This is a genomic window from Rhodomicrobium sp. Az07 (assembly GCF_018619475.1).
Lineage (GTDB): Bacteria > Pseudomonadota > Alphaproteobacteria > Rhizobiales > Rhodomicrobiaceae > Rhodomicrobium.
Window position 1 is genome coordinate 158362 of sequence record NZ_JAHFZG010000001.1, and the last position, 23347, is coordinate 181708.

25 protein-coding genes are annotated in these 23347 nt (G+C 62.2%); 13 read left to right on the top strand and 12 right to left on the bottom strand.

Annotated elements, in window-relative coordinates; translation table 11 throughout:
- Positions 1 to 22 precede the first annotated feature (22 nt).
- The 3 genes from cobT to KKP04_RS00690 form a co-directional block, all read right to left on the bottom strand.
- Positions 23 to 1888 (bottom strand): cobaltochelatase subunit CobT, encoded by a 1866-nt coding sequence (cobT, locus tag KKP04_RS00680; RefSeq protein ID WP_215025051.1) that lies wholly within the window; start codon positions 1886 to 1888, stop codon positions 23 to 25.
- A 144-nt stretch (positions 1889 to 2032) separates the two neighbouring features.
- Entirely contained in the window at positions 2033 to 3019 is a 987-nt protein-coding gene (gene cobS, locus KKP04_RS00685) for a cobaltochelatase subunit CobS (protein ID WP_215025056.1), read from the bottom strand.
- Positions 3020 to 3095: 76 nt separating this feature from the next.
- Entirely contained in the window at positions 3096 to 3749 is a 654-nt protein-coding gene (locus KKP04_RS00690) for a DnaJ domain-containing protein (protein ID WP_215025059.1), read from the bottom strand.
- A gap of 179 nt (positions 3750 to 3928) precedes the next feature.
- Here KKP04_RS00690 and KKP04_RS00695 point away from each other — a divergent pair, with 179 nt between their 5' ends.
- Together KKP04_RS00695 and KKP04_RS00700 are read left to right on the top strand one after the other, a co-directional pair.
- Complete coding sequence (locus KKP04_RS00695; protein ID WP_215025609.1) at positions 3929 to 4213, top strand: BolA family transcriptional regulator; 285 nt, start codon at positions 3929 to 3931, stop codon at positions 4211 to 4213.
- Positions 4214 to 4236: 23 nt separating this feature from the next.
- The gene (locus tag KKP04_RS00700) at positions 4237 to 4911 is read left to right on the top strand and encodes an alpha/beta hydrolase (RefSeq protein WP_215025062.1); all 675 of its coding nucleotides are present in this window, start codon (positions 4237 to 4239) and stop codon (positions 4909 to 4911) included.
- A 119-nt stretch (positions 4912 to 5030) separates the two neighbouring features.
- Here KKP04_RS00700 and proS read toward each other — a convergent pair whose 3' ends face one another.
- The 3 genes from proS to KKP04_RS00715 form a co-directional block, all read right to left on the bottom strand.
- Positions 5031 to 6575: a proline--tRNA ligase gene (proS, locus tag KKP04_RS00705; protein ID WP_215025064.1), complete on the bottom strand. Its 1545-nt coding sequence runs from the start codon at positions 6573 to 6575 to the stop codon at positions 5031 to 5033.
- 73 nt (positions 6576 to 6648) lie between these two features.
- Positions 6649 to 7080: an HPP family protein gene (locus KKP04_RS00710; RefSeq protein ID WP_251133808.1), complete on the bottom strand. Its 432-nt coding sequence runs from the start codon at positions 7078 to 7080 to the stop codon at positions 6649 to 6651.
- A gap of 100 nt (positions 7081 to 7180) precedes the next feature.
- The gene (locus KKP04_RS00715) at positions 7181 to 8344 is read right to left on the bottom strand and encodes an NAD(P)/FAD-dependent oxidoreductase (protein ID WP_215025067.1); all 1164 of its coding nucleotides are present in this window, start codon (positions 8342 to 8344) and stop codon (positions 7181 to 7183) included.
- Positions 8345 to 8536: 192 nt separating this feature from the next.
- On the opposite strand from KKP04_RS00715, the gene ubiE reads away from it, so the two are divergent.
- Both ubiE and KKP04_RS00725 read left to right on the top strand, forming a co-directional pair.
- The gene (gene ubiE / locus KKP04_RS00720) at positions 8537 to 9268 is read left to right on the top strand and encodes a bifunctional demethylmenaquinone methyltransferase/2-methoxy-6-polyprenyl-1,4-benzoquinol methylase UbiE (RefSeq protein ID WP_215025072.1); all 732 of its coding nucleotides are present in this window, start codon (positions 8537 to 8539) and stop codon (positions 9266 to 9268) included.
- Positions 9269 to 9378: 110 nt separating this feature from the next.
- Complete coding sequence (locus tag KKP04_RS00725) at positions 9379 to 10320, top strand: alpha/beta hydrolase (protein ID WP_215025075.1); 942 nt, start codon at positions 9379 to 9381, stop codon at positions 10318 to 10320.
- Between the two features lie 172 nt (positions 10321 to 10492).
- On the opposite strand, the gene rho is transcribed toward KKP04_RS00725, so the two are convergent.
- From rho to hemE, 3 genes are all read right to left on the bottom strand, one after another.
- Positions 10493 to 11758 carry a transcription termination factor Rho gene (gene rho / locus KKP04_RS00730; RefSeq protein ID WP_215025078.1) on the bottom strand — a complete coding sequence of 422 codons (1266 nt, stop codon included), beginning with the start codon at positions 11756 to 11758 and terminating at the stop codon, positions 10493 to 10495.
- A gap of 263 nt (positions 11759 to 12021) precedes the next feature.
- A complete protein-coding gene (gene hemJ, locus KKP04_RS00735; RefSeq protein ID WP_215025081.1) occupies positions 12022 to 12474 on the bottom strand; it encodes a protoporphyrinogen oxidase HemJ in 453 nt (150 codons plus the stop codon).
- A gap of 107 nt (positions 12475 to 12581) precedes the next feature.
- The gene (gene hemE / locus KKP04_RS00740) at positions 12582 to 13628 is read right to left on the bottom strand and encodes a uroporphyrinogen decarboxylase (protein WP_215025084.1); all 1047 of its coding nucleotides are present in this window, start codon (positions 13626 to 13628) and stop codon (positions 12582 to 12584) included.
- 320 nt (positions 13629 to 13948) lie between these two features.
- On the opposite strand from hemE, the gene KKP04_RS00745 reads away from it, so the two are divergent.
- Genes KKP04_RS00745 through dnaQ form a run of 5 tightly spaced genes read left to right on the top strand, consistent with a single transcriptional unit; the run spans position 13949 to position 17704 of the window.
- Positions 13949 to 14836, top strand: a complete 888-nt coding sequence (locus KKP04_RS00745; protein WP_215025087.1) for a pyruvate, water dikinase regulatory protein — start codon at positions 13949 to 13951, stop codon at positions 14834 to 14836.
- A gap of 51 nt (positions 14837 to 14887) precedes the next feature.
- Positions 14888 to 15490, top strand: a complete 603-nt coding sequence (locus tag KKP04_RS00750; RefSeq protein WP_215025090.1) for a nucleoside triphosphate pyrophosphatase — start codon at positions 14888 to 14890, stop codon at positions 15488 to 15490.
- A 10-nt stretch (positions 15491 to 15500) separates the two neighbouring features.
- Positions 15501 to 16337, top strand: coding sequence for a shikimate dehydrogenase (locus KKP04_RS00755; protein WP_215025093.1), 837 nt, complete (start codon positions 15501 to 15503; stop codon positions 16335 to 16337).
- Positions 16334 to 16960: a dephospho-CoA kinase gene (gene coaE, locus KKP04_RS00760; RefSeq protein WP_215025096.1), complete on the top strand. Its 627-nt coding sequence runs from the start codon at positions 16334 to 16336 to the stop codon at positions 16958 to 16960. Before KKP04_RS00755 ends, coaE begins: the two co-directional genes overlap by 4 nt.
- 27 nt (positions 16961 to 16987) lie before the next feature.
- Positions 16988 to 17704: a DNA polymerase III subunit epsilon gene (dnaQ, locus tag KKP04_RS00765; RefSeq protein WP_215025099.1), complete on the top strand. Its 717-nt coding sequence runs from the start codon at positions 16988 to 16990 to the stop codon at positions 17702 to 17704.
- A gap of 20 nt (positions 17705 to 17724) precedes the next feature.
- On the opposite strand, the gene KKP04_RS00770 is transcribed toward dnaQ, so the two are convergent.
- A complete protein-coding gene (locus KKP04_RS00770) occupies positions 17725 to 18840 on the bottom strand; it encodes a helix-turn-helix transcriptional regulator (protein WP_215025102.1) in 1116 nt (371 codons plus the stop codon).
- A gap of 185 nt (positions 18841 to 19025) precedes the next feature.
- Between KKP04_RS00770 and KKP04_RS00775 the strand changes: the two genes are divergently transcribed.
- The 4 genes from KKP04_RS00775 (at position 19026) to KKP04_RS00790 (ending at position 21799) form a co-directional block, all read left to right on the top strand.
- Complete coding sequence (locus KKP04_RS00775) at positions 19026 to 20006, top strand: hypothetical protein (RefSeq protein WP_215025106.1); 981 nt, start codon at positions 19026 to 19028, stop codon at positions 20004 to 20006.
- Between the two features lie 116 nt (positions 20007 to 20122).
- Positions 20123 to 20878, top strand: coding sequence for a LuxR family transcriptional regulator (locus tag KKP04_RS00780; protein WP_251133824.1), 756 nt, complete (start codon positions 20123 to 20125; stop codon positions 20876 to 20878).
- A 92-nt stretch (positions 20879 to 20970) separates the two neighbouring features.
- Positions 20971 to 21609: an acyl-homoserine-lactone synthase gene (locus tag KKP04_RS00785; RefSeq protein ID WP_215025112.1), complete on the top strand. Its 639-nt coding sequence runs from the start codon at positions 20971 to 20973 to the stop codon at positions 21607 to 21609.
- Entirely contained in the window at positions 21575 to 21799 is a 225-nt protein-coding gene (locus tag KKP04_RS00790; protein ID WP_215025115.1) for a hypothetical protein, read from the top strand. Before KKP04_RS00785 ends, KKP04_RS00790 begins: the two co-directional genes overlap by 35 nt.
- Positions 21800 to 22317: 518 nt before the next feature.
- On the opposite strand, the gene secB is transcribed toward KKP04_RS00790, so the two are convergent.
- A complete protein-coding gene (secB, locus tag KKP04_RS00795; RefSeq protein WP_215025118.1) occupies positions 22318 to 22812 on the bottom strand; it encodes a protein-export chaperone SecB in 495 nt (164 codons plus the stop codon).
- A gap of 161 nt (positions 22813 to 22973) precedes the next feature.
- Positions 22974 to 23336, bottom strand: coding sequence for a hypothetical protein (locus KKP04_RS00800; RefSeq protein WP_215025121.1), 363 nt, complete (start codon positions 23334 to 23336; stop codon positions 22974 to 22976).
- Positions 23337 to 23347 lie beyond the last annotated feature (11 nt).

Here is a 23347-nt window from a genome sequence, read left to right on the forward strand (position 1 = left end):
GCGGAAGCGCGGGCGCCGCCTGCTAATGGAACCGTCCGCGCGTGCCGGGACCGCGCCCGCGTTCGGCGAACAATTCCGCGAGCTTTTCCGTCATCGCGCCCGCAAGTTCCTCGGCGTCCGAGATTGTAACCGCGCGGCGATAATAGCGCGTCACGTCGTGACCGATGCCGATGGCGATGAGTTCCACGGGCGAACGCGTCTCGATTTCGTGAATCACCTGCCGAAGATGCTTCTCCAGATAGGTGCCCGAGTTGACCGAAAGCGTCGAATCGTCCACCGGCGCGCCGTCCGAGATCATCATGAGGATACGCCGCTGCTCGGGTCGCGCCAGCATGCGGGCGTGCGCCCAGGTCAGCGCCTCGCCGTCGATATTCTCCTTCAGAAGCCCCTCGCGCATCATGAGGCCGAGATTGCGCCGCGCGCGCCGCCAGGGCATGTCCGCCGCCTTGTAGATGATGTGGCGCAAATCGTTCAGTCGGCCGGGCTGCGGCTGCTTGCCGGCGGCGAGCCACTGTTCGCGCGCCTGTCCGCCCTTCCATTGCCGCGTCGTGAAGCCGAGGATTTCCACCTTCACGCCGCAGCGCTCGAGCGTGCGCGCGAGGATGTCGGCGCAGCACGCCGCGACCATGATCGGCCGCCCGCGCATCGAACCGGAATTGTCGATGAGGAGCGTCACCACCGTGTCGCGGAACTCCGTTTCGCGCTCCATCTTGAAGGAGAGCGGCTGGAAGCGGTCGGTGACGACGCGCGAGAGCTTCGCGGTGTCGAGGATGCCCTCTTCGAGGTCGAAGGCCCACGAGCGGTTCTGCTGCGCAAGGAGACGGCGCTGGAGGCGGTTCGCGAGGCGGCTGACGGCCACCTGGATCACTGCGAGCTGCTTGTCGAGGAAAGCCCGCAGGCGTTCGAGTTCGTCGGCGTCGCACAGCGATTCGGCGGTCACGAACTCGTCGAATTGCCGCGTGTAGACCTTGTAGCCGAAGTCTCCCGGCGCATCGAGTACGGACGTGTTGGGCTGGCGCGAAGAATGCGGCTGCTCCTTGCCTTCGGTCTCGGACGGCTTGTAGTCCTTCTCGGTGATGTCGGCTGCGTCGGCATCGTCGTCGGCGTCCGAGCCTTCCGCGTCGTCGGCCTGCGCTTCGGACGCCTGCGAGCTTTGATCGCTGTCTTCCTGCGTGCTTTCGCCGGGATTATCTTCGTTCTTCTGCTCGTCCGCGTCGGCGCTTTGCTCCGTCTCCGGGTCTTCGGCAGGCGCCTCCATCAGTTGGAGCGCGACGAGCACATCGCGCGTGAGCTTCGCGAAGGCGGCCTGATCGGCGACGGTGGCGTCTGCGCGGTCGAGGATGCTGCCCGCGCGCTCGTTTACCCAGTCGCGCCACGCATCGACGACGCCTTTCGCGCCGCGCGGCGGCTTCTGGCCCCTGAGCCGTTCGCGCACCATGAGCGAGATGGCATCCGCGAGCGGCGCGTCCTGCCGGTCGATGTCCCGATCCGGGAAACGCTCGTAGATCGCGGCGAGCTTGGCGTCCAGGTTCTTCGCGACGCCCTTCATCCGCAGCGCCCCCAGCGCCTCCACGCGCGCGCGCTCCATCGCGTTGTAAACCGCCCGCGCCTCGCCGGACGGCGGCGCGTAGGCGTTGTGCAGCTTGTCGTCGTGCGCCGAAATCATGAGCGCGAGCGAGTCCGAATAGCCGCGGATGATCGCGATTTCCTTTTTCGTGATCGCCCGGCTCGGCAACGGCAGACGCACCGTCTTGCCGTCGAAACCCGGCGTCTCGGGGCCGAACGTGACGTTCACGGATTTGTTTCCCGCCAGCGAACGCGTTGCGAGCGAAACCGCCCGCTTGAACGGCTGGATCGGATCGGCCTTTTTTCTCGGGGTGTTCGGCATGGGCCTAGCCTTCAAGGCGCTTCATCGGTCTTGCCGGAAAGCGGCGTGCCGCTCCCGGATCGTAACATCACGCGCGGCCCGGATGCCGCCTCGGCGACATCGCACCGCCCTCAAAACGCACGTTGCACGCTCCTCTGGCCGCGTTCAGGCGAGCGCGATATTGGCGGTCGAAGCGGGCAGTTCTTCGCCGAAACAGCGCTGATAGAACTCGGCCACAAGACCGCGCTCAAGCTCGTCGCACTTGTTGAGGAAGCTCAGGGTGAACGCGAAGCCGACATCGCCGAAGATCGTCGCGTTCTCGGCCCAGGTGATGACCGTGCGCGGGCTCATCACGGTGGAGAGGTCGCCATTCACGAAGGCCGTGCGCGTCAGTTCCGCCACGCGAACCATGTTGCCGACGGCGCGGCGGCCGAGCTCGTTCTCGTAGCCCTTCGCCTTGGCGAGCACGATATTCACCTCGTCCTCGTAGGGCAGATAATTCAGCGTGACGACGATCGACCAGCGGTCCATCTGGCCCTGATTGATCTGCTGCGTGCCGTGATAGAGGCCTGACGTGTCGCCGAGGCCGATTGTGTTCGTGGTCGCGAAGAGGCGAAAGGCGGGATGCGGACGGATCACGCGGCTCTGGTCGAGAAGCGTCAGCTTGCCGGACACTTCGAGCACGCGCTGGATGACGAACATCACGTCAGGGCGGCCCGCGTCGTATTCGTCGAAGACGAGCGCGGTGTTCGATTGCAGCGCCCAAGGCAGGATGCCTTCGCGGAATTCCGTGATCTGCTGGCCTTCCCTGATGACGATGGCGTCCTTGCCGACGAGGTCGATACGGCTGACATGGCTGTCGAGGTTGATGCGAACGCACGGCCAGTTCAGCCGCGCCGCAACCTGCTCGATATGTGTCGATTTGCCGGTGCCGTGATAGCCCTGGATCATCACGCGCCGGTTGTAGGCGAAGCCCGCGAGGACGGCGAGCGTGGTTTCCCGGTTGAACAGGTAATCCGTGTCGAGTTCCGGAACGAATTCGGAGGCTTGCGAGTAGGCCGGCACCTCCATGTTGCTCTCGATGCCGAACACCTGACTGACAGAAACTTTCATGTCGGGCAGGCCCGCAAGGCCTGCTACACCGTTGGTCATGGCTTCCCCTCGGGATTGTTTTCGTGCCAGCGCTTCCCTGGCTAGCCGTCCGGTCGGGCCGCCCGCCAGTAAACGACTAGCGAACGAGGCCGGACTGCTTCAGATAATTATAGGCTGCGAGCACTTCGCGGAAGCGATCCTCGGAACTGCGGTCTCCGCCGTTGTGGTCGGGATGATGAAGTTTTACAAGCGCCTTGAACTGGATCTTGATGTCGTCGGATGTCGCCGTCTCATCAAGATTGAGCGAATGAAGATGTTTCAGCGCGCCCTTGGACACCGCGCGGCGCTGCTTGAGCGCTTCGGCGGAGCGCGCCTGCTCCCGCCCGCGCACCCGCTTCAGAAGCTCGAACGGATCGTTGGCCGCTGCCGCAGCGGCCGCCGCGGCGGCGTCTCGCGCGGCGTGAAGCTCCGGCGCGTCGTGACCGTGCACGCCCATGGACCAGGTGGGGCGATGACCGGTGGCCGCCGACTTCTGGAAGTCCGCCACCTCTTCGTCTTTCATGCCCGCGAAATAGTCGTAGGTCTTGTTGTATTCGACCACGTGGTCGCGGCAAAAATAGTAATATTCCCCTTCGGCGTCCCTGCCTTTTGGAGCCTTGTGCAGACCCGGCTTCGTGCATCCGCGCCACTGGCATGCGCGCGGAGCCGCGGCGGCGGGCTTCTCGGCGCGCCCGCGCCCGCGCCCCTTGGTCACGCGGATGCTGTCGAAATATTTCGAATCGAGCTTCATGCGGAAACGAGTATCACCTGCCGGAGCCAAGTTTTCGCGCGGATGCATCCGGCTTCGCATCCGCCCTCGATGACAGTATGCGACCACCGGCAACTCCTTACAAGGTCTTGACAGAACGCCAAATCGTGCCTCGTAAATTGGAGGAAGAAATGCGCCTCGCATTTGGGGCTGGAGGTTCGATGTCCGTCGAGAAGTCTATCCGAGAGAAACTGGAAAAAGCCTTTCTTCCGGCGGTTCTCGTCATTGAAAACGAGTCCGGCAAGCACGCTCATCATGACGAGGCGCAAGGGCGAGCCGGACAGTCTGGAGAAACTCATTTTCGCGTGCGCATCGTGTCGGCCGCCTTCGAGGGAAAAAGCTCGCTGGAGCGACATCGCGCGGTTAACGCCGCCCTTGCGGAGGAACTCGCCGGGCCGGTCCACGCCCTCGCGATCAAGGCGCTGACGCCCGCCGAAACCGCGTAATCGATCAAGCTTCCGGAGACGCCATGCCTGCGATAACAACGCCCGCCGTTCTCGACGGCCCTCGCCTTGCCCCCGCATCAGGCGGCGCGGCGCGGCAACTCGTGATTTTCGTTCACGGCTATGGGGCCGACGGCAACGACCTCATCGGCCTCGGCCGCGAATGGTCGCCGCTCCTGCCGGACGCCGCTTTCGTCTCGCCCGACGCGCCGGAAACGATCCCCGGTTATTTCGGCGGGCGGCAATGGTTTTCGCTTTCGACGCGCAGCGAGCGGGAGTGGGAAGAAGGCGTCCGCAACGCGGAGCCTGCGCTTGCGGCGTTCGTCGTGAGCGAGGCGGAGAAGGCCGGGCTGCCGCTGTCGAAGGTTGCGCTTGTCGGCTTCAGCCAGGGCACGATGATGGCGCTGCAAACGGGGCTGCGCCTGCCCGAGCCCGTCGCCGGTATCGTCGGCTTTTCGGGCCATCTCGCGGGCGCTGCGCGACTCGCCGACGAAATCAAGGTGAAGCCGCCGGTTCTCCTCCTTCACGGCTCGGCGGATGAAGTCATCCCCGTCGCCGCGATCCACCTCGCGCGCGAAACGCTGGCAGCTGTCGGCGTGCCGGTGCAATGGCAGATCCGGCCCGGTCTCGGCCATGGTATCGACGGGCACGGCCTCCTTGCGGCGGGCCGCTTCCTTCGGACCTGCTTCGGCCTGGCCTGAGCGGTTCTCCCTCATCACCTCGCAATTGCGCAAGTGTGGCCGTCCGGCTGTTCATGGCGGCGCGGGTCTCAAGCGACCTTGCGCAAGCGGCGTACGGTACGAGCAAATGCGGCTGAGTATCAATAAGCCCGCGAGATGATGATGTCTTCGACCGCAGCGCCGCCGGTGAAGAAACATGTCGCTGCGCTCGTTTTCCCGTCGAGCGGCGTGTTGCGGATGGTGAGTTTCAGCGCCTTGAGCTTGTCCGCGATCTCTTCCAGCGCGGCACCCGTCGGGCGCGACCACGACACGCGAACCCAGCCCTTGAACGCGCCGCCTTCGTCTTCTTCCGCCGGGCCGAAATAGGCCGCCAGCTCGTCAAAGGTCTTGATGTCGGTGCTGATGTTCGCGTCGAGCCGCTTCTTCGCGTCGGCGTAAAGCGCGCTCTGAATTTCGCGTAGCAGCGCCTCGACGCCGCCGACGAACTCCGCGCGCGGCAGCGAATGCGACTTCACCTTCGCGCCGTCGCGCAGGGCATCGCGGCGCGTGAACGTGACGTTGCCGCCGCTCGCGTCGCGCGGGCCGATTTCGAGGATGAGCGGCGCGCCCCGGCGCACCCAGTCCCAGCGCTTGTCGGCCGATTTGATCTTGCGATTGTCGATATGCGCGCGGATCGGTTCGCCGAACGCGGCCTTGGCGTTAAGCTCCGCCGCGAGGCTCGTACAGAATTCGACAACGGCCGCGTCTTCCGGCTTGTCGCGCAGCATGGGCACGATGACGATCTGCTTCGGCGCGATGGCGGGCGGCAGGCGCAAGCCGTCGTCGTCGCCATGTGTCATGATCACGCCGCCGATGAGCCGCGTGGAAACGCCCCAGCTTGTCGTGTGGCAAAGCGCAAGCTCACCCGCCTCATTCTGGAAGCGGATATTCTGCGCCTCGGCGAAATGCGTGCCGAGATAATGCGACGTGCCGGCCTGAAGCGCCTTGCCGTCCTGCATCATCGCTTCGATCGAATAGGTGTTGTCGGCGCCGGGGAAGCGCTCATTCTCGGGCTTCTCGCCCGCCACCACCGGCATCGCAAGCACGTCCTCGGCGAAGCTGCGGTAGACTTCCAGCATGCGCAGCGTCTCGGCCATGGCGTCGGCCTTGTCGGCGTGCGCCGTGTGGCCCTCCTGCCAGAGGAATTCCGTCGTGCGCAGGAACATGCGCGTGCGCATCTCCCAGCGCACCACGTTTGCCCACTGGTTGATGAGGATCGGCAGGTCGCGGTAGCTCTTGACCCAGCGCTGGAAGGCGTCGCCGATGATCGTCTCGGACGTCGGGCGCACGATCAGCGGTTCCTGAAGCTCGGCCTCGGGATCGGGCACCAGCTTGCCGTCGATGTTCTTCAAGCGGTGATGCGTAACGACCGCCATTTCCTTCGCGAAGCCTTCCACATGCTCCGCTTCCTTGGCGATGAAGCTCATCGGAATGAAGATCGGGAAATAACAGTTCTCGTGCCCCGTCTCCTTGATGCGCGCGTCGAGGCCCTTCTGCACGCGCTCCCATATGCCGTAACCCCAGGGCTTGATGATCATGCAGCCGCGCACGGGCGAGTTTTCGGCGAGGTCGGCGTCGCGGACAACGGCCTGATACCACTCGGGAAAGTTCTGTTCGCGCGTTACGGTAAGGGCGTGCTGCGACATGGCTGAACCTGGCGAAAACCTGTTTGATGAGCGGCTACGCTTCGGCCGCCCGGTGATCCGGTCGGTGGATGCGCTATTCGTCGCGTGTCGCGAGCGTCAGCGCGTGGGTGAGGTCCGTGCGCGAAATGAAGCCGGCGAGCTTGCCGTTATCGAGCACAGGGAAACCGCGCGTGCGAAGCTTCACCATGAGTTCAAGAACCTTCGTGAGCGGCGTTTCAAGCTCGACGTGAACGATGTCCTTCATCATGACGTCGGCGACCGTCTTCGACATGACCTCGCCATAGTGCGGCATGAGGTGGCTGGTGTCGAAGATGAACGCCTTCAGGAAGTCAAGCTTCGTCACAAGGCCGACGAGCACGTCGTTATCCACCACAGGGAATGAATTGTAGTCGTTGTGATCGAACAGCGCGCCGAGTTCGCGGAGCGTCAGCGACGAGGGAACGGATTCGACGTCCTTCGTCATGAACTGACTGGCATGCCACTCAAGAAAGCGATGCATCGGCATGGAACGTCTCCGTGTGTCTCAAAGGCGGTTCGAAATGGTGTCACGGGCGCGGGCCGCATCGCGCCGTACGACATTTCGTAAAACACACGCCATCGCAGGTCTACGGGATATTTCGCGGCGCGACGCTATTCGCGCCGAGCGGAGGGCTTTCGAGGCCGTTCAGCCGCGTCTGGAAGTCGGCGAAGCTGATGCCCTTGCCGCCTCGTTCGCGGAAATAGACGTGCTGGGCGAACCTCCGCATCGGCGCTGTACCGAGAGCGGCCGACAGGAGCGCGTTCGGCGGCGCGAGGTTGAGCGCATGCCGCGTCAGGTGGCTGAGGCCGAAACGCGGCAGTTCCTTCGCAAGCGCCACCTCCGGCGACGGCCCGAGATGCAAGAGGTGATCGGCCACCATCTGCGCCGCGCGGCGCCCGAACTGGAACGCGAAGCCCATGCCGCCGCCAGTTGTCGGCGATGCCATGCCCGCCGCGTCGCCGATCAGCGTCACGCCGTCTGTGGCGAACGGCCGGACGACCCCGCCGCATGGAATGCGTCCCGTCCGCCGCTCAACGAGCCTCGCATCCTCGAAACCGAAGATGGGCGCGGTCTTCGCGAGGAAGGCGGCGAGATGCGGCCTGCGCCCCGGCCGCGCGGCAAGGCCCGCATGAAACAGCGACGGCCCCGGCGCAACCCAGGCGATATGTCCCGGCGCGAGCCGCGAATCGAGAAAGCAATGCAGAAAGCGCGGATCGGCGTGGAGCCCGTCATATTCATGCTCGGTGGCGATCATGAACCGCTCGTTCAGCCCAAGCCCGAAGGCGCGCGCGACGGCCGATTGCGCGCCGTCCGCGCCGATGATGTGCCGCGCCGAGATGTTGACGCCCTTGAACAGAAAGACGCCGTCCTTGCGGTCCGCGCCCTGAAACGGCGTGCGCCACAGGATTTGCGCGCCCGCCCGCTGGGCCTCTTGCGAGAGCCAGCCAAGCACGCGGCCGGTATCCGTCGTCACGAAAAAGCTGTCCGGCGCGAACAGGTCGACATGGCGGAGATTGGGAGCGTAAAGCCGCACGCCGTAAACGCGGCGCGTGAGATTGTACGGCAGGTCGATTTCCTGCGCCGCTTCCTTCGTGAGGATGCCCGTCGACGAGACGTGCTGACCGGCGGCGGCCTTCGGTTCGAGAACGGCAACCTTCAGCCCTCGGATGGCCGCGGTTTTAGCGGCGACCAACCCGGCGAAGCTTGCACCGGCAATGACCAGATCATAAGGTTGAGGGGTGCGCGCCATGGGGTGAAATTTTTCTCTCGGATGTAAACACTCTATGCTCGCCGAGGAATATGGCCGTTGTACAGTCCATTGGCAATTGAAGGCGCCATCTGTCCCGGTTGATGGCCTAAAACATAATGACGCGTTTACATTGTGCCGCCCGTGCGCCACATATCGCATCAAATTTTCTCACTCGCCTCCGGAGCGAACGGAATGACCGCTTACGATCACAAAATCCAGAACCTCGGTTTTCAGGGGTTCGTCAACACCGTCTTCGACCGCGTGGCCACGCGCTACGACCTGATGAACGACCTGATGTCGGGCGGTGTCCATCGCATCTGGAAGGACGCGGCAATCAACTGGCTTGCGCCGTCGAAGTCGAGCGCGTCGCTGCTGATCGACGTGGCGGGCGGCACCGGCGACATCACAAAGCGCTTTCTCAAGGCGGCCGGCCCCGGCTCGCGCTCGATCGTCACCGATATCAACCATGCGATGATGGACGCGGGCCGCGACAAGCATCCCGAGTTCGCGGGCAAGGTATCGTTCGTTCAGGCGAACGCCGAAAGCCTGCCCTACCGGGACAACACGTCCGACTTCTACACCATCTCCTTCGGCATCAGGAACGTGGATAACAAGCAGAATGCGCTGAACGAGGCGTTCCGCGTGCTGAAGCCGGGCGGCCGCTTTCTCTGCCTCGAATTCTCGCGCGTGCAGGTGCCGCTGTTCGACAAGGTCTACGAGGTCTATTCCGATACCGTGGTGCCGCCGCTCGGCCGCGTCGTGGCGGGTGACGCGGAACCCTATCGCTACCTCGTGGACAGCATCCGCGCCTTCCCGGACCAGAAGAAGTTCGCCGGGATGATCGAAAAGGCGGGCTTCAGCCGCGTGCAATATCGCAACCTGTCGGGCGGTATCGCGGCCATTCATTCCGGCCTCAAGCTTTAGCCGCATCAGTCATATGCCCCGCTCCGCCGTGCAGGCGGGACGGTTGGGCGGCAGGGGGGCTTGAGTTGGCGCGGGTATGACCTCTTGCGGTGCGGCGGCGGAGAGTTTCGATGTGGCGGAGCCGGTACCGATACTGGGGAGTCGCGGCGTTGCTGCTTCTCCCATGGGAAGCATCGGCATTGACCGAGCGCGGCGTTTCGCTCGACGGACTTCGCGGCACGATCACGCTGCCCGAAGGCAACCAGCTATCGCCCGCCGTTCTCATCCTGCCGGGGTCCGGTCCAGTCGACCGTGACGGCAACATACCGGGCATGCCAAACAACAGCCTCAGACTCCTGGCTAAAGGTCTGGCGGATCGGGGCATCGCGTCGCTGCGGATCGACAAGCGCGGCATTGGAGAAAGCCGGTCCGCTGCGCCGGGAGAGGAAGCTCTGCGCTTCGACACCTATGTCGAAGATGCTGTCCGCTGGATCGGCTTTCTCCGCTCGCAAGATGGCGTGAAATCGGTCGCGGTGCTCGGCCACAGCGAGGGCGCGCTGGTGGCGACGCTCGCCGCGCAGCGCGCGGATGTTTCAGCGCTGGTTCTGGTTGCCGGCCCAGGTACTCCGTTCGCGGAGTTGCTGGAACGACAACTGAAAGCTGCCGGAGTGCCTGACACGCTTCGCGAAACTTCGCGGGCCATCGCCGCAAAACTGCGACGCGGCGAGCGGGTCGAAACCGTACCGCCGGAGCTTGTCGCGCTCTACAGGCCGAGTGTGCAACCCTATCTGATCTCGCTTCTCACCCTCGATCCGGTGGCCGAACTCGCAAGGACCAGATGCCGCGTCCTGATCGTGCAGGGAACGACAGACATCCAGATCGAAACCGCCGATGCCGAGCGTCTGGCGAAGGCACGGCCGGATGCGAGAGTGGCAATTATCGAGGGGATGAATCACGTCCTGAAAGACGCGCCGCCGGATCGCGCGCCGAACATCGGCACATACGCCGAACCCGGCAGGCCGCTATCGCCGCGACTCGTACCCGCTATCGCGGATTTCCTGAGCGGCCGGTAAGGGCGTCTGCGTGAGCGCGCGCCCCTCAAACGAAACGATGCCTGCCGTTAAAATCTTCGGTTTGAAAGCCAAAGAATGACTGCGCTTCTCATCTGGATTGCGGCAGGCCCGCTTGTCAGCGGTTCGCCCTGCAAGCGACCGCGCTCGACATCCGGTACGCATCAGCAGCATGCTACGTGTTCATCGAGTCGAAGAAATCGCCGTTCGACTTTGTCTGGCGCAGCTTGTCGAGCAGGAACTCGATGCCGTCCATCGGCCCCATCGGGTTCAGGATACGGCGGAGCACATACATCTTGCGAAGCTGCGCCTGCGGAACGAGCAGCTCTTCCTTACGGGTGCCGGACTTCGCGATGTCCATCGCCGGGAACACGCGCTTGTCGGCGACCTTGCGGTCGAGCACGAGTTCCGAATTGCCGGTGCCCTTGAACTCTTCGAAGATCACTTCGTCCATGCGGCTGCCGGTTTCGACGAGAGCCGTCGCGATGATGGTAAGCGAGCCGCCCTCCTCGATATTGCGGGCGGCGCCGAAGAAGCGCTTCGGGCGTTGCAGCGCGTTCGCGTCGACACCGCCGGTGAGCACCTTGCCGGACGACGGCACCACCGTATTGTAGGCGCGGCCGAGACGCGTGATGGAATCGAGCAGGATGACGACGTCGAGCTTGTGCTCAACGAGGCGCTTCGCCTTCTCGATGACCATCTCGGCCACCTGCACGTGGCGCGATGCCGGCTCGTCGAAGGTGGAGCTGATGACCTCGCCGCGCACCGAGCGCTGCATGTCGGTCACTTCTTCCGGCCGCTCGTCAATGAGGAGAACGATCAGATAGCACTCGGGGTGGTTCGCCGTGATCGAGTGGGCAATGTTCTGAAGCAGCACGGTTTTGCCGGTACGCGGCGGCGCCACAATCAAGCCGCGCTGACCCTTGCCGAGCGGAGCCACGATGTCGATGACGCGCGGGCTCAGATCCTTCGAGTGCGGCGGGTCGGTCTCCATCTTCAGCCAGTCGTCCGGATAGAGCGGCGTCAGATTGTCGAAGTGAACCTTGTGGCGAATCTTCTCGGGATCGTCGAAGTTGATCTTGTTGACCTTTAGCAGCGCAAAATAGCGCTCGCCGTCCTTTGGCCCGCGGATCTGCCCTTCGACCGTGTCGCCGGTGCGAAGCCCGAAGCGTCGGATCTGGCTCGGGCTCACATAAATGTCGTCGGGGCCCGGAAGGTAATTCGAGTCCGGCGACCGCAGGAAGCCGAAGCCATCCTGCAAGGTTTCCACAACGCCGATGCCGGTGATCTCGATGTCACGCGCCGCGAGCTGTTTCAGGATCGCGAACATCAGCTCCTGCTTGCGGAGCGCGCTCGCGTTTTCGACTGCGAATTCCTCGGCGACCGCAAGAAGTTCCGTAGGGGACTTGGCTTTGAGGTCTTGAAGCTTCATTTCTTGCATGATGGTCGACGACTTTGTTCGGGGGGAGAGTGTGGGTTGGCGCGGACGGTGGGTCCGCAAACCGGGGGGAGGTGAGGACGTTCGCTGAACCGCTTGTCTTGTCTCGAGAGCAGATCGCGGCTGCTTCACTCAATATGGGAACGGGGTGACCGATCCTGAAAGGTAAATGTCGGATAGTTGGCGACAACGCTAATATAGCAGCGTTTGCGCCATTCGCAAAGATGCGAAAAGTCCCGTTTCATCTTTTCCCATGAGAAGAAGCGTCAGAAGGGCTTCACGATCACGAGCAGGACGATGCCGATCAGAAGCAACGTCGGGATTTCGTTTATAATTCTGAAGAAGCGCGTGCTGTGCGGGATGCGGTCGGCCTCGAAATCCTTGCGCCATTTGGCGAGAAAACCATGAATGACGAGCAAGCCGACCACCAGCGCGATTTTCAGGTGAAGCCACGGCGCGTTGCGCCAGTCGATATAATCGGTGGCGAAGGCGATCCACAGACCAAGACCCACGGTGACGATCATCGCCGGGTTCATGATCGCCTTGAGAAGACGCCGTTCCATCACCTTGAAGGTCTCGGATTGCGGTGTGCCGGCCCCAACCTCAGCGTGATAAATGTAGAGCCTGGGAAGATAGAACAGCCCCGCCATCCACGCGAAGGCCGCGATCAGGTGGAAGGACTTGAGGTACAGATAGGCGTCGTTCATGAGGCTGATCATGGCAGGCCGTTCGCGGGCGGGTTTCGGAGCGCCGCGATTTTGGCGCTCCCGATCTCGCTATAGATCGATTCGTTGTCTTTCGGACGGTCCGATTGAGCGCGACCGCCTCAGCCCCGCACAAGACGGATGAGGCGCTCGACATGTTCGGTGGGCGTATCCGGAAGAATGCCGTGACCGAGATTGAAGACGTACGGCTTCGGAGCCAGAGCCTCCAGGATCGCGTTCACACGGCGGTCCATAGCATCGCCGCCCGCAAGCAGCAACAGCGGATCGAGGTTGCCCTGCACGGTCACCTTGTCCTGCTGGGCGGCAATCGTGGGAAGCGGCGCGGCGGTGTCGCAGCCGAGCGCGTCGACGCCGGTGCGGGCCACGTAATCGGCGTATTTCGGCGAGGCGCCGCGCGGGAAGCCGATGATCGGCACGTTCGGATGCACGGCCTTCACGCGCTTCACGATCTCGGCGGTCGGCTCGATCACGAACGCGTCGAAGTCGTTGTCGGCAAGCGCGCTTGCCCAGCTATCGAAAATTTGCAGAGCGCGAGCGCCCGCATTCGCCTGGCCGATGAGATACATGGCCGAGGCTTCCACCAGCATATCGAGGATGGCCTTGAAGGTTTCCGGCTCGCGATAGGCGAGGAGCTTCGCCGCGCGATAGTCACTCGAACCGTGGCCTTCGACCATGTAGCTCGCCACCGTCCACGGCGCGCCGCAGAAACCGATCAGCGGCGTCCGATCGCCAAGCCCTGCGATGGTGCGATCGATCGCTTCGTACACGATGGAAAACGTGGACTTCGCCTTCTCGACGGAGAGCTTTGAGAGATCGGCGAGGCTCGTGATGGGATCGAGATGCGGGCCTTCGCCTTCGCGGAATTCGAGATGCTGGCCGAGAGCGTGGGGCACGACGAGGATGTCCGAGAAGATGATCGCGGCATCGAAGTCGAAGCGGCGGATCGGCTGGAGAGTCACTTCTGCCGCCAGTTCGGGATTGTAACAGAGGTTCAGGAACGAACCCGCCTGCGAACGCACTGCGCGATACTCGGCGAGATAGCGCCCCGCTTGCCGCATGAGCCACATGGGGGGCGCTTTGTGGGCGGTGCCCTTCAGCGCGGCAATGAACTTCGGATCGGTCTTCGGCGTTTCAGCGGCGATGTTCATCAATAAGATTCCATCTTAGGTTCTGTTGTTTCTCTTAGGGGGGGCAACTTGCGGAAACATCACGTTGTGCCGCGTTCTTCCCCTGGTTTGGAGACCACGTTCTCCTGCCGATGCGTCGCGACGAGTCCTGTTGAAAAATCGCGCTTGCGGGGGCTTTCATCCTTTGCTCTTTAGCCTTGCTTTGCCCATCTCAGCAATGAATAACGTGGGGGACAACCTGTGAAGACTCAGCGCAGGTCGCGGGCCGGGTAAGAACCTAGGGCTTTTTTTCCAGAGCGTCACGAGCTGTGCGTTCTTTTCTAATTGGCGTGGAGGACTCAATGGCCCCGGAAAATGCCAGGCCCGAGCAAGGCGCCGAGAAGGCCGCTTCATCCCCGGAATTAACAGCTATACCCGCCGCAAAGCATTTCCATCTGCATCTCGTTTCCGACGCCTCCGGCGAGACGCTGACGACCATGGCGAAGGCGGCCGTGGTGCGCCTTCCGGGCGCGAAACCGAACCGGCACATGCACCCGCTCGTGCGCAACCCGCGTCAACTTGCCGTGGTATTTCAACATATCGAGGCGTCGCCGGGTATCGTGCTGTTCACGCTCGCGAACCCCAACCTCGCCGAACTTCTGGAAAAGCGCTGCGGCGATCTTGGCCTGCCGTGCGTGGCCGTGCTCCGGCCGGTGCTCAAGGCGTTCGAGGATTATCTGAAGATGCCGTCGCGCCCCGTCGTCGCGGCGCAGCACACGCTCGATGCCGATTATTTCCGCCGTATCGAGGCCATGAATTACACGCTCGCGCATGACGACAGCCAGCGCACGGACGATCTCGACAAGGCCGACATCGTGCTCGTAGGGGCGAGCCGCACGTCAAAAACGCCGACCAGCATCTATCTGGCGAACCGCGGCTACAAGACCGCGAACGTCTCGCTTGTACCGAACATTCCGCCGCCGCCGAACCTCACGAGCCTCAAGACCGCATTCGTCATCGGTCTTGTCGCAAGCGCGGAACGGCTCTCGGAAATCAGACGCAACAGGTTGCTTGCGCTGAACAGCAACAATTTCGAAGATTACGTCGACACCGATGTTATAAAAAACGAAATAGCGTTCACGAAGAGGCTTTGCTCGCAAAATCGCTGGCAGTTCGTGGACGTGACAAGAAAATCCATTGAGGAAACCGCCGCTCAGATCATCGCGATTTATGAGGGTAACCGTCGCTAGAGGAATAGCACTTCGCTTCAAGCAGTTTCGGAAAAGGTACTCAATCGGCGCATGCAATCGGATTATCCTGAAATCATCCTCGCGTCCGCAAGTCAGGCGCGCGCGGCAATCCTTGCGAGCGCGGGTCTGCGCTTTCACACGCAGCCGTCGAGGGTCGACGAAGCGGAGGAGCACAAGCACTTCGCGCGCAACATCGCGCCGCCCGATGTCGCGCTCGCGCTTGCGCGGCTGAAGGCGGACAATGTGCTTGAAGCGGAGCCGGGCGCCATCGTCATCGGCGCCGATCAGGTGCTTGCGGTCGGCAACGAAATCCTGCAGAAGCCGAGGAGCCAGGAGGAAGCGCGCGGCCAGCTCCTGAAGCTTCGCGGTCGCCAGCATCAGCTTCATTCGGCGGCCGTGCTTCTGCATCGGGGACACGTCGCGCAATTCGTCGATACGGCGACGCTCACGATGCGCGATTTCACCGACGATTTCCTCGACTGGTATATGGAGACGGCGGGCGAGGGCGTGCAGACGTCCGTCGGCGCCTATCACATCGAGGGGCTTGGCATTCACCTCTTTTCGGAAGTGAAGGGGGACTATTTCACAATCCTCGGCATGCCCATCGTTCCGGTGCTTGAAGAGCTGCGCCGCATTTCGGTGCTGAAGAAGTAGAGAGGTGGCCATGAAACGCGCCTGTGTCATTGGCTGGCCGATTTCGCACTCGCTTTCACCCGTGATCCACGGTTTCTGGCTGCGCGAGCACGACATCGCGGGCGAGTATGGCAAGGCAGCGGTCGAGCCGAAGGACTTCGCGGAATTCGTTCGCGGGTTCGCGGCGGCGGGGCTTTCCGGCGGCAACGTGACGGTGCCGCACAAGCTCGAAGCGTTCCGGCTTGCCGAGATGCGCGACGCGGCGGCGGACGCCATCGGCGCTGTGAATACGCTGTGGCTCGATGGTGGAAAACTTCACGGCGCGAACACGGATGCCTTTGGTTTTCTGGCCAATCTAGACGAACAGGCACCCGGTTGGGATAAATTGGGCGCGGCGGTGGTGATCGGCGCGGGCGGCGCGGCGCGGGCCGTCGTGTGGGCGCTGATCGAGCGCGGTTTCGCCGACATCCGCATCGTCAATCGCACAAAGGCGACCGCCGACGCTCTGGCCGCCGAGTTTCCGCCTGCCACAAGCTTCGCGCTGGGCGACCTTCCGGCGGTGCTCGATGGCGCGCGTTTCGTCGTCAACACCTCGACGCTCGGCATGACGGGCCAGCCGCCGCTCGACATCGACCTCGCGCCCGTCGCCGCCGACGCGACCGTGAACGACATCGTCTATACGCCGCTTGAAACGCCGCTTCTGGCGCAGGCGCGCGCGCGCGCGCTTCGCGCGGTGGACGGGCTCGGCATGCTGCTGCATCAGGCCGCGCCGGGCTTCGAGCGCTGGTTCGGCGTGCGGCCGCACGTGACGTCGGAGCTTCGCGCGGCGGTGCTCGACGCCATCGCCGCGCGGGAGGCAGGCGCATGATTGTCATCGGGCTGACGGGTTCCATCGGCATGGGAAAAAGCACGGCCGCGGCCTATCTGCGCGGTCTCGGCATCCCCGTGCTCGACGCCGACCGCGTGGTGCATGAGCTTTACGCGGGCGCAGCCGCGCCGCTGATCGAGGCCGCCTTTCCGGGCACGACGGCGGGGGGCGTCGTTGATCGCGCGGCGCTGGGCGCGCGCGTTCTCGGCTCGGCGGCTGCGATGAAGCGGCTTGAAGCCATCATTCACCCGCTGGTTCGCACGGCGCAATGGCGCTTTCTGCTCGCCGAGCAGGACAAGGGCACGCCGCTTGCGATCCTTGAAATACCGCTCCTGTTCGAGACCGGGGCGGGCGATCTTTTCGACGGCGTCATCGTGGTGAGCGCATCGGCCGAGGCGCAGCGCGAGCGGCTGCTCGACCGTCCCGGCATGACCGTCGAGAAGCTCGAAGCAATCATCGCGAGGCAGATGCCCGACGCCGAGAAACGGGCTCGTGCGGATTTCGTTGTGGATACGGGCACCGGGCATGAGGACAGCCGCCGCCAAATCGATGCAATCTTGAAGGATATCGTTACGCGGCCGCCGCTGGCTTATCAGCGGTGGGCCGCTCTTAAAGACATATGATGCATCGAAGGGGTCAATCGGGGCGACATGCGCGAACTCGTCCTCGATACCGAGACGACCGGGCTCGACCCGAAAAGCGGTCATCGCATCATCGAGCTGGCTTGCGTCGAGCTTCATAATTTCATCCCGACGGGCGTTTTCTGGCACTGGTACTTCAATCCGCAACGTCCGGTGCCGAAAGAAGCGACCGCAATCCATGGATTGACGGACGCCTTTCTCGCCGACAAGCCGCTGTTCGCCGCGCTCGCGTCGGAGATGCTGGCCGTGCTCGAAGGCGCGCGCCTCATTATTCACAACGCGGCGTTCGATGTGGGCTTCCTGAATTACGAGTTTCAGGCGCTCGGCTATCCACCGCCGATCTCCATGGAACGCGTTACGGACACTCTCGCGCTCGCTCGCCGCAAACACCCCGGCAGCCCGAACAACCTCGATGCGTTGTGCCGCCGCTACGGCATCGACAATTCCACGCGGACGAAGCACGGCGCGCTGCTCGACAGCGAGTTGCTGGCCGATGTCTATCTGCGGCTGATCGGAGCAGAGCAGGCGGGGCTCGATCTGGGCGCTCGCTCTGCGAAGGTGACTGTCGCAGGGCAGGTGGCCGCAGTGCAGGTGCGCCTCAAGCCGCTGCCGTCGCGGCTCACGCCGGAAGAAGAGGGGGCGCACGCCGCTTTTGTCGCGTCGCTCGGCGATAAGGCGCTGTGGAAACGCTACGACGACGTACCCGCAGAGCAAACGGCGGCCTGAGCGCAGCCCTTTGGCCCCGGCTACACTTCGCTTTCAGCCGAGCCGCGCAAGACAAGCTGGATCAACTCGCTTTGCCGGTGGGTGCCGGTCTTCGACATGATATGCGCCAGTCTGTTGCGACTCGTGGCGCGTGTGATGGCCAGGCTTTCCGCGGATTCTCGCAGGGTGCGCCCGGCAAGAAGCTCATGAACCAGACGCTTTTCGGCTGGCGTCAGACCGAACGCATTCATCATCTCGTTCGCCTTGTTTTCCGCCGTCGATGCCTGATCCGAGATCAGGACGATGGCGCGCGTACCTGTACCCAACGGAAAGCCGGAATTCTGGTCGAAGGGCATGATTCTGACGATCAGGGGGCGCGCCCCGTTTTCTCGCGGAACCATAATGGTATCGCCCCGCCTGCGCTTCAAAGCGAGCGCGGCTCGCACCCCCTCGGCCAGACGAGCGTCGATAATCGGACTCGCGGCGGCGAGCCGTTTCTGAACAACGCGAAGGGCGTCGCCCGTTCGGAAAAGCCGACGGGCAGCGTCATTTTCGTAGCAAACCTTTCGGTCTTCGGACAGGACGATCACAGCGTGACCCAGCCGGTCCAGCACCTGCTCGAACGTTCGTTTTTCGCCATCGAGCTGCGCCAGCCGCCTGTTGAGCGCAAGCGCGCGCGTCAGATGCGGGGCGGCGCGCTGCACGAACGCGACTTCGTGAGCCTCGAAGAGTTCGGATCGGTAGGGGCGGATGACGCCAAGGCATGCCAGGCGTTGTTCGTTGCGGGCGGCGAGCAGCGTGATCGAACCGCGGATATCGAACCTGCGCGAGTAATCGTGGATGAGCTCGCTGTTCTTGTAGGCTTCGCGCGGAACAAGTGCCTGATCGGGGACGGCAACGCCAGCCGGTACCGTGGCCAGAGCCACGGCCAGAGGATTTACCGTGTGATAGTAGTCCGCGTACTCGCGCTGACCTTCGGGATCGATCTGCCAGCACGTTCCGAAGCTGAACCCTGAGTTATCTGCTTCGCTTGCGTGAAACGCCGCGCCCGATCCACCCACGGCGGCGGTCAGGTGAGCCAGAACCCGTTGCCACTTGAGCGGGTCTTCAGCAGCCTCATAAATCAGATCGATGAGCGTCTCGAATGAATCGACCATAGGCGGATTGTGTACATTTTGGTTTCAGCCCGGAAAAGAAGCCGCTCAGTTTTGTACGAAGTTGCTGCAACTTTCAATAAAATCGGGATGCATTTGTATCCTGTAAACAAGGGGTGTCACCTCTAGAGTGCCAGCTTTCCTTGTGGAGCGGGCGGCCTCTCGCCCATGGCAAAGCGGAAGATTGTATGCGAAGAAGCGGGAAAAGCCTGTACCCTCCAATCGATTCATCGGCGCAGGAACTCAAGCATCGTCTGGGCACGTTCACACCAGACAGCTTGCTGTTTCTGGCGGCCGGGCTTCTCGATCATTCGGCCGATCTTCTCGAAGAAGGCGAAGGGCGCGCTGCGTATGAACTTCTGGAGCGGGAGCTTTCCGAGGTTTATGACCTCGCGACGCGCATGCGATGCCTGAGCCGTCTGGGCCTCGTGGTGCGATCGCACCGAATGTATCGGCATTGCAGCGAGGAACCCTCCACAAGCTATGCGTGGAAGCCTGGCGGGTACGCGACCTCCCTCGATTTCCTCTATGGCGGCATTATGCCGCTTGGTACGCCAAAGAGCGCTGCGATGCTCTTCGAGCAGCTGACCGGGAGCACATTCGCGCTTTCGGTGCGTTTGCAGAAAACCTTGATGCGCGCCTATATCGAGGATGTCCGCACGCGTCGCAAGCGTCCTCGGATTTTGGCATTGATGCCGGGGCACCTCCGCGAATTGGAAGACGGACCGCTTGACTTGAGGTCTGTCGATTTCAGCGCACTCGATGAGCAAGGAACCGTCTGCGCATTCCTGAGCCATAAATATCGGAGACAAATCGAGATCAATGCCACTCCTTTATCCAGGATCGAAGGTTCGTTGCGTGGCCGTGGCGGTTTCGATCTGATCTATGCCCCCTTGTTGCTCACCATCACGCCCGATGAACGAGCGCGCCGCCTTCTGTGCGAACTCAAAAACCAGCTGGTCGTCGGCGGGAGGTTGGTCGTTGGCAATGTCGCCACAACTGCGGACTTGCGCGGTTATCTCGCGCTTTTCGGAAGAAAGCGCCTGCTATTCAGGAGCCGATCCGATCTGAAAGCGCTCGTCGACGGACTAAAATGCGAGGTCTACGGCGACCCCTTCAACAATCTCAACTACTTGATACTGGAGAAAGGTTTCGTGCCGGTTTCTTAACCAACCCATCACGTATTTGGGCCAAAAGCGCCTCGGTTGCCGGGATATTTTGCCTACATGAGTGAGTTGGTGCATGTTAGCATACACTTGCCTTACTCGATTCGGCGCACGTGGTGATGGACAGGTTTGCGATCGAGCGATTTATTGAGGACGCCAACGCGGCGAAGTCGAGCAAGGAAGTTTCCGAGCTTTTCGGAAAAGCCCTCGCCGTCTTCGGCTATGATCGTTATTGCTACAGCCTCATCACCGACCATCCTTCCGTGGGATTGAACGCGGTACACGGCATCGTCTGCAATTACCCGGACGATTGGATGGAGCACTACCGAATTAATCAGTACGAGAAAAAAGATCCCGTCCCGCAATACGGTGTGTCGGCCAGCAGGCCGTTCACCTGGGCGTCGGCGCTAGCTAATCGCAAGTGGCATAACGATCAGATGAAGGTCATGCACGAGGCGGAGGAAGCGCGACTCTGCGACGGAATCGCAGTGCCTGTTTGCGGTGTGAATGGCGAATTGGCGGGCTTCGGGATTGCGAGCAGCCATGGCGGCGTGAACCCGGATCGGGCGCTTCTCCATAAGGTGCAGGCGCTGGCCATTCAATTTCACCTCGCCTTCACGGAGTTGGAAAAGATCGAGGTTCCCCTGACGGAGGGCTTGGGCGACGTCTATCTCACCGAGCGCGAAAAGGAGATCATGTGCTGGGCGGCGGAGGGAAAGAGCGACTCCGTCATCGCCGATATCCTTGGGGTGTCCCACTCCACTGTTCGTTTTCACATGAATAATGTTTTCAAGAAGTTGAATGCCAACGAGCGGACGCTCGCGACCGTCAAGGCCATTCGCCACGGTCTTATTCTCCCTTCCTTCATCGGCTGATTCCCGTCGGAACCTGTCAAGGTTGCTAGCTGCGGAGCGACGGTGCTTTCGCGCTTAATGACCCTCGTCGTTCATGCGTTGCGAGGGTGTCGATGATTGACTGTGTTTCGATCAGTACGAACCATCTGTTTGCCGGCAATCCGATATACGAGCAGCACAAGCTTCGGCACGAATGCATCGTGCAGCGGCAGCGATGGAAGGTGCCCACGGTCCGTAACATGGAATACGACCAGTACGACAATCCCGCCGCCTGGTATCTCGTCTGGCGGGACGAATTCGGAAGAGCGCGTGGCTCATCCCGCCTGTATCCGACCGATCGCCCGTACATGTTGCAGGAGATTTTTCCGCACCTCGTCACCAACGTTGTCATTCCCAGGGCGAGCGAAGTCTGGGAGGGGAGCCGTTTCTGCGTCGACGAGAAGCTGCCCATCGAGAAACGCAGAAGGATCGTTCAGGAACTCATCATCGGATATCTGGAGTTCGGACTCGCACAGGGCATGACCCGTATCGTCGGTGTCATGTATCCAGCCTACTGCCGCAATATTTTCATGCGCAACGGCTGGGACGTCGATTGGCTGGGGAACGTTTCGAGAAGTGAAGAAGGCTACAAGATCATAGCAGGCTCGCTGACAGTATCGGAGGCGGTTCTGCAAAAGGTTCGAGAGAAAACGGGTATCTATGAGAACGTCCTCAATTATGGCGAACACACGAAAATGCAACGCGCTGCCTAGTATCGTAGTTGAAGACAGCTTTCTCTCGGAAAAGCAGAAGGAAGACATCAACGGTATACTGGCCGCTCTGCGGTATCTCACCCGCGAAGCCGAGGGAGCCGGCCTAAGCGAACTCGCGAAGGCACTGATCGAGGTGGAGACGAAATGTGATCAGGGCTTTCGCAAGAACCACAATCGCTGTCAGGCGTGACGTTCTCACCGTTGCAAGTACTTTCGACAGAGGATCAACAGGATAGCATGATGCCCTTACGTAACGAGCTGAGATCGACACCGAGGGACGTGGATGCCCTCTTCCCGGGAAATCCTCAACCGCTGATCGCGGAGCATGTCTCGGATATGCTACAGTCTCAACTGACGAACGCATTCGAGGCCGCGCTTTGCGAGGGCATGCAACCGACCGATGCCTTGGCGGTCATGCTGTCATGGATGTCGTCGGAGATGATGCGGATCCAGGTAGACGCCCCCGTCAGTCCCTGACGCCGATGGTCATCCTTGGCCCCCGGTGATGAATGCCATAAAAAAACCGCTCCGCCGAAGGCGTAAGCGGTTGCTGGCTTTGAGGCACGCCGCAGGGCGAAGAGTGCGATATCCGACGCGCTTGGTGTCGCGGCTGATGCGCGAAACGGCACCGCACCATAGAGAGAGGGCGATGCCTTTCCACGAACCTTTGCGGCAGAGGGGGCAAGAAATGCGTCTGTTGCCGATTTCCTAGCTGACAGCCGGCGGTTGCTGGCCTTCAGCGGCGCGACGGCGATACAGACCGGCAAAATCGATCGGGTCGAGCAGCAGCGGCGGGAAGCCGCCTTCGCGCGTGAGGTCGGCCACGAGGCGGCGGACGAACGGGAACAGAAGCGCCGGGCATTCAATGAACAAAACGGGCTGCACGGCTTCCTGCGGCAGGTTCTTCAAATGGAACGCGCCCGCGTAAAGCAGCTCGATATTGTAAAGCACGCCCTCATCGCTCTTGGCTTCGCCTTCGAGCGAAAGCCCGACCTCGAAAACGCCGTCCTGAAGGTTGTTCACCTGCACGTTGAAGTTCAGTTGCAGGTTCGGGTTGTTGCCGGGGCCGCGAAAGAAGCGAGTGGGGTCCGGGCACTCGAAGGACAGATCCTTGATATACTGTCCGATAACGTTGACTTGCGGCTGACCCGCGCTCGGGTCGGACTGTTCGTTGCCGCCGTTCGTTCCATTGGTCTCGGCCATCGGCTCGTTCTCCGGACTGTCTGAGGTTTTTGCTGTGCGGCTGGCCAGGGCGGCGCGCCTTCAGCGGTGAGCTACCATGCCGCACAACCGTCTGCAACGGCTTCGCGGGCGCAACTCACCTAACATCCAAAGAAATGAAGCCGCCCGGCGATACCCTTGCTCTATTCGGGTCGAACGTCGGGATCACCGCCCCGTGTTCCCGGCGGCGGAATGACCGGTGTCGTATTCGGATGAGGTTCGGGCGGCATGACCGTGGACATGGCAGGCGTGTTGCGTTCCTGCGGGCGAATGACCCCGTCGTTGCGGTCGAGATGCTCGGTGAGCGTTTCGCCGGGCCGCATCTGCGGCGTCGGCACCCGGTTCGGATCGGTCGACAACGTGTCTTCGGGCGCGGCTTTCGGCTTCGGCTCGTAGACCTGCGCTTGAATCGGGAGGCTTGCGAATGCCGCCAAGGCTGCTCCCAGCGCAAGGGCTGGAATCAGCCCGTTTCCTGCGGCGTGCGCCGCGCCCGTCGTTTTCGGCATGATAATTCCTC

Excerpts from the sequence above, each read along its gene's own strand:
- cobT (WP_215025051.1), bottom strand. The coding sequence starts at position 1,888 with ATGCCGAACACCCCGAGAAAAAAGGCCGATCCGATCCAGCCGTTCAAG.
- cobS (WP_215025056.1), bottom strand. The coding sequence starts at position 3,019 with ATGACCAACGGTGTAGCAGGCCTTGCGGGCCTGCCCGACATGAAAGTT.
- KKP04_RS00690 (WP_215025059.1), bottom strand. The coding sequence starts at position 3,749 with ATGAAGCTCGATTCGAAATATTTCGACAGCATCCGCGTGACCAAGGGG.
- KKP04_RS00695 (WP_215025609.1), top strand. The coding sequence starts at position 3,929 with ATGTCCGTCGAGAAGTCTATCCGAGAGAAACTGGAAAAAGCCTTTCTT.
- KKP04_RS00700 (WP_215025062.1), top strand. The coding sequence starts at position 4,237 with ATGCCTGCGATAACAACGCCCGCCGTTCTCGACGGCCCTCGCCTTGCC.
- proS (WP_215025064.1), bottom strand. The coding sequence starts at position 6,575 with ATGTCGCAGCACGCCCTTACCGTAACGCGCGAACAGAACTTTCCCGAG.
- KKP04_RS00710 (WP_251133808.1), bottom strand. The coding sequence starts at position 7,080 with ATGCCGATGCATCGCTTTCTTGAGTGGCATGCCAGTCAGTTCATGACG.
- KKP04_RS00715 (WP_215025067.1), bottom strand. The coding sequence starts at position 8,344 with ATGGCGCGCACCCCTCAACCTTATGATCTGGTCATTGCCGGTGCAAGC.
- ubiE (WP_215025072.1), top strand. The coding sequence starts at position 8,537 with ATGACCGCTTACGATCACAAAATCCAGAACCTCGGTTTTCAGGGGTTC.
- KKP04_RS00725 (WP_215025075.1), top strand. The coding sequence starts at position 9,379 with ATGTGGCGGAGCCGGTACCGATACTGGGGAGTCGCGGCGTTGCTGCTT.
- rho (WP_215025078.1), bottom strand. The coding sequence starts at position 11,758 with ATGCAAGAAATGAAGCTTCAAGACCTCAAAGCCAAGTCCCCTACGGAA.
- hemJ (WP_215025081.1), bottom strand. The coding sequence starts at position 12,474 with ATGATCAGCCTCATGAACGACGCCTATCTGTACCTCAAGTCCTTCCAC.
- hemE (WP_215025084.1), bottom strand. The coding sequence starts at position 13,628 with ATGAACATCGCCGCTGAAACGCCGAAGACCGATCCGAAGTTCATTGCC.
- KKP04_RS00745 (WP_215025087.1), top strand. The coding sequence starts at position 13,949 with ATGGCCCCGGAAAATGCCAGGCCCGAGCAAGGCGCCGAGAAGGCCGCT.
- KKP04_RS00750 (WP_215025090.1), top strand. The coding sequence starts at position 14,888 with ATGCAATCGGATTATCCTGAAATCATCCTCGCGTCCGCAAGTCAGGCG.
- KKP04_RS00755 (WP_215025093.1), top strand. The coding sequence starts at position 15,501 with ATGAAACGCGCCTGTGTCATTGGCTGGCCGATTTCGCACTCGCTTTCA.
- coaE (WP_215025096.1), top strand. The coding sequence starts at position 16,334 with ATGATTGTCATCGGGCTGACGGGTTCCATCGGCATGGGAAAAAGCACG.
- dnaQ (WP_215025099.1), top strand. The coding sequence starts at position 16,988 with ATGCGCGAACTCGTCCTCGATACCGAGACGACCGGGCTCGACCCGAAA.
- KKP04_RS00770 (WP_215025102.1), bottom strand. The coding sequence starts at position 18,840 with ATGGTCGATTCATTCGAGACGCTCATCGATCTGATTTATGAGGCTGCT.
- KKP04_RS00775 (WP_215025106.1), top strand. The coding sequence starts at position 19,026 with ATGCGAAGAAGCGGGAAAAGCCTGTACCCTCCAATCGATTCATCGGCG.
- KKP04_RS00780 (WP_251133824.1), top strand. The coding sequence starts at position 20,123 with ATGGACAGGTTTGCGATCGAGCGATTTATTGAGGACGCCAACGCGGCG.
- KKP04_RS00785 (WP_215025112.1), top strand. The coding sequence starts at position 20,971 with ATGATTGACTGTGTTTCGATCAGTACGAACCATCTGTTTGCCGGCAAT.
- KKP04_RS00790 (WP_215025115.1), top strand. The coding sequence starts at position 21,575 with ATGGCGAACACACGAAAATGCAACGCGCTGCCTAGTATCGTAGTTGAA.
- secB (WP_215025118.1), bottom strand. The coding sequence starts at position 22,812 with ATGGCCGAGACCAATGGAACGAACGGCGGCAACGAACAGTCCGACCCG.
- KKP04_RS00800 (WP_215025121.1), bottom strand. The coding sequence starts at position 23,336 with ATGCCGAAAACGACGGGCGCGGCGCACGCCGCAGGAAACGGGCTGATT.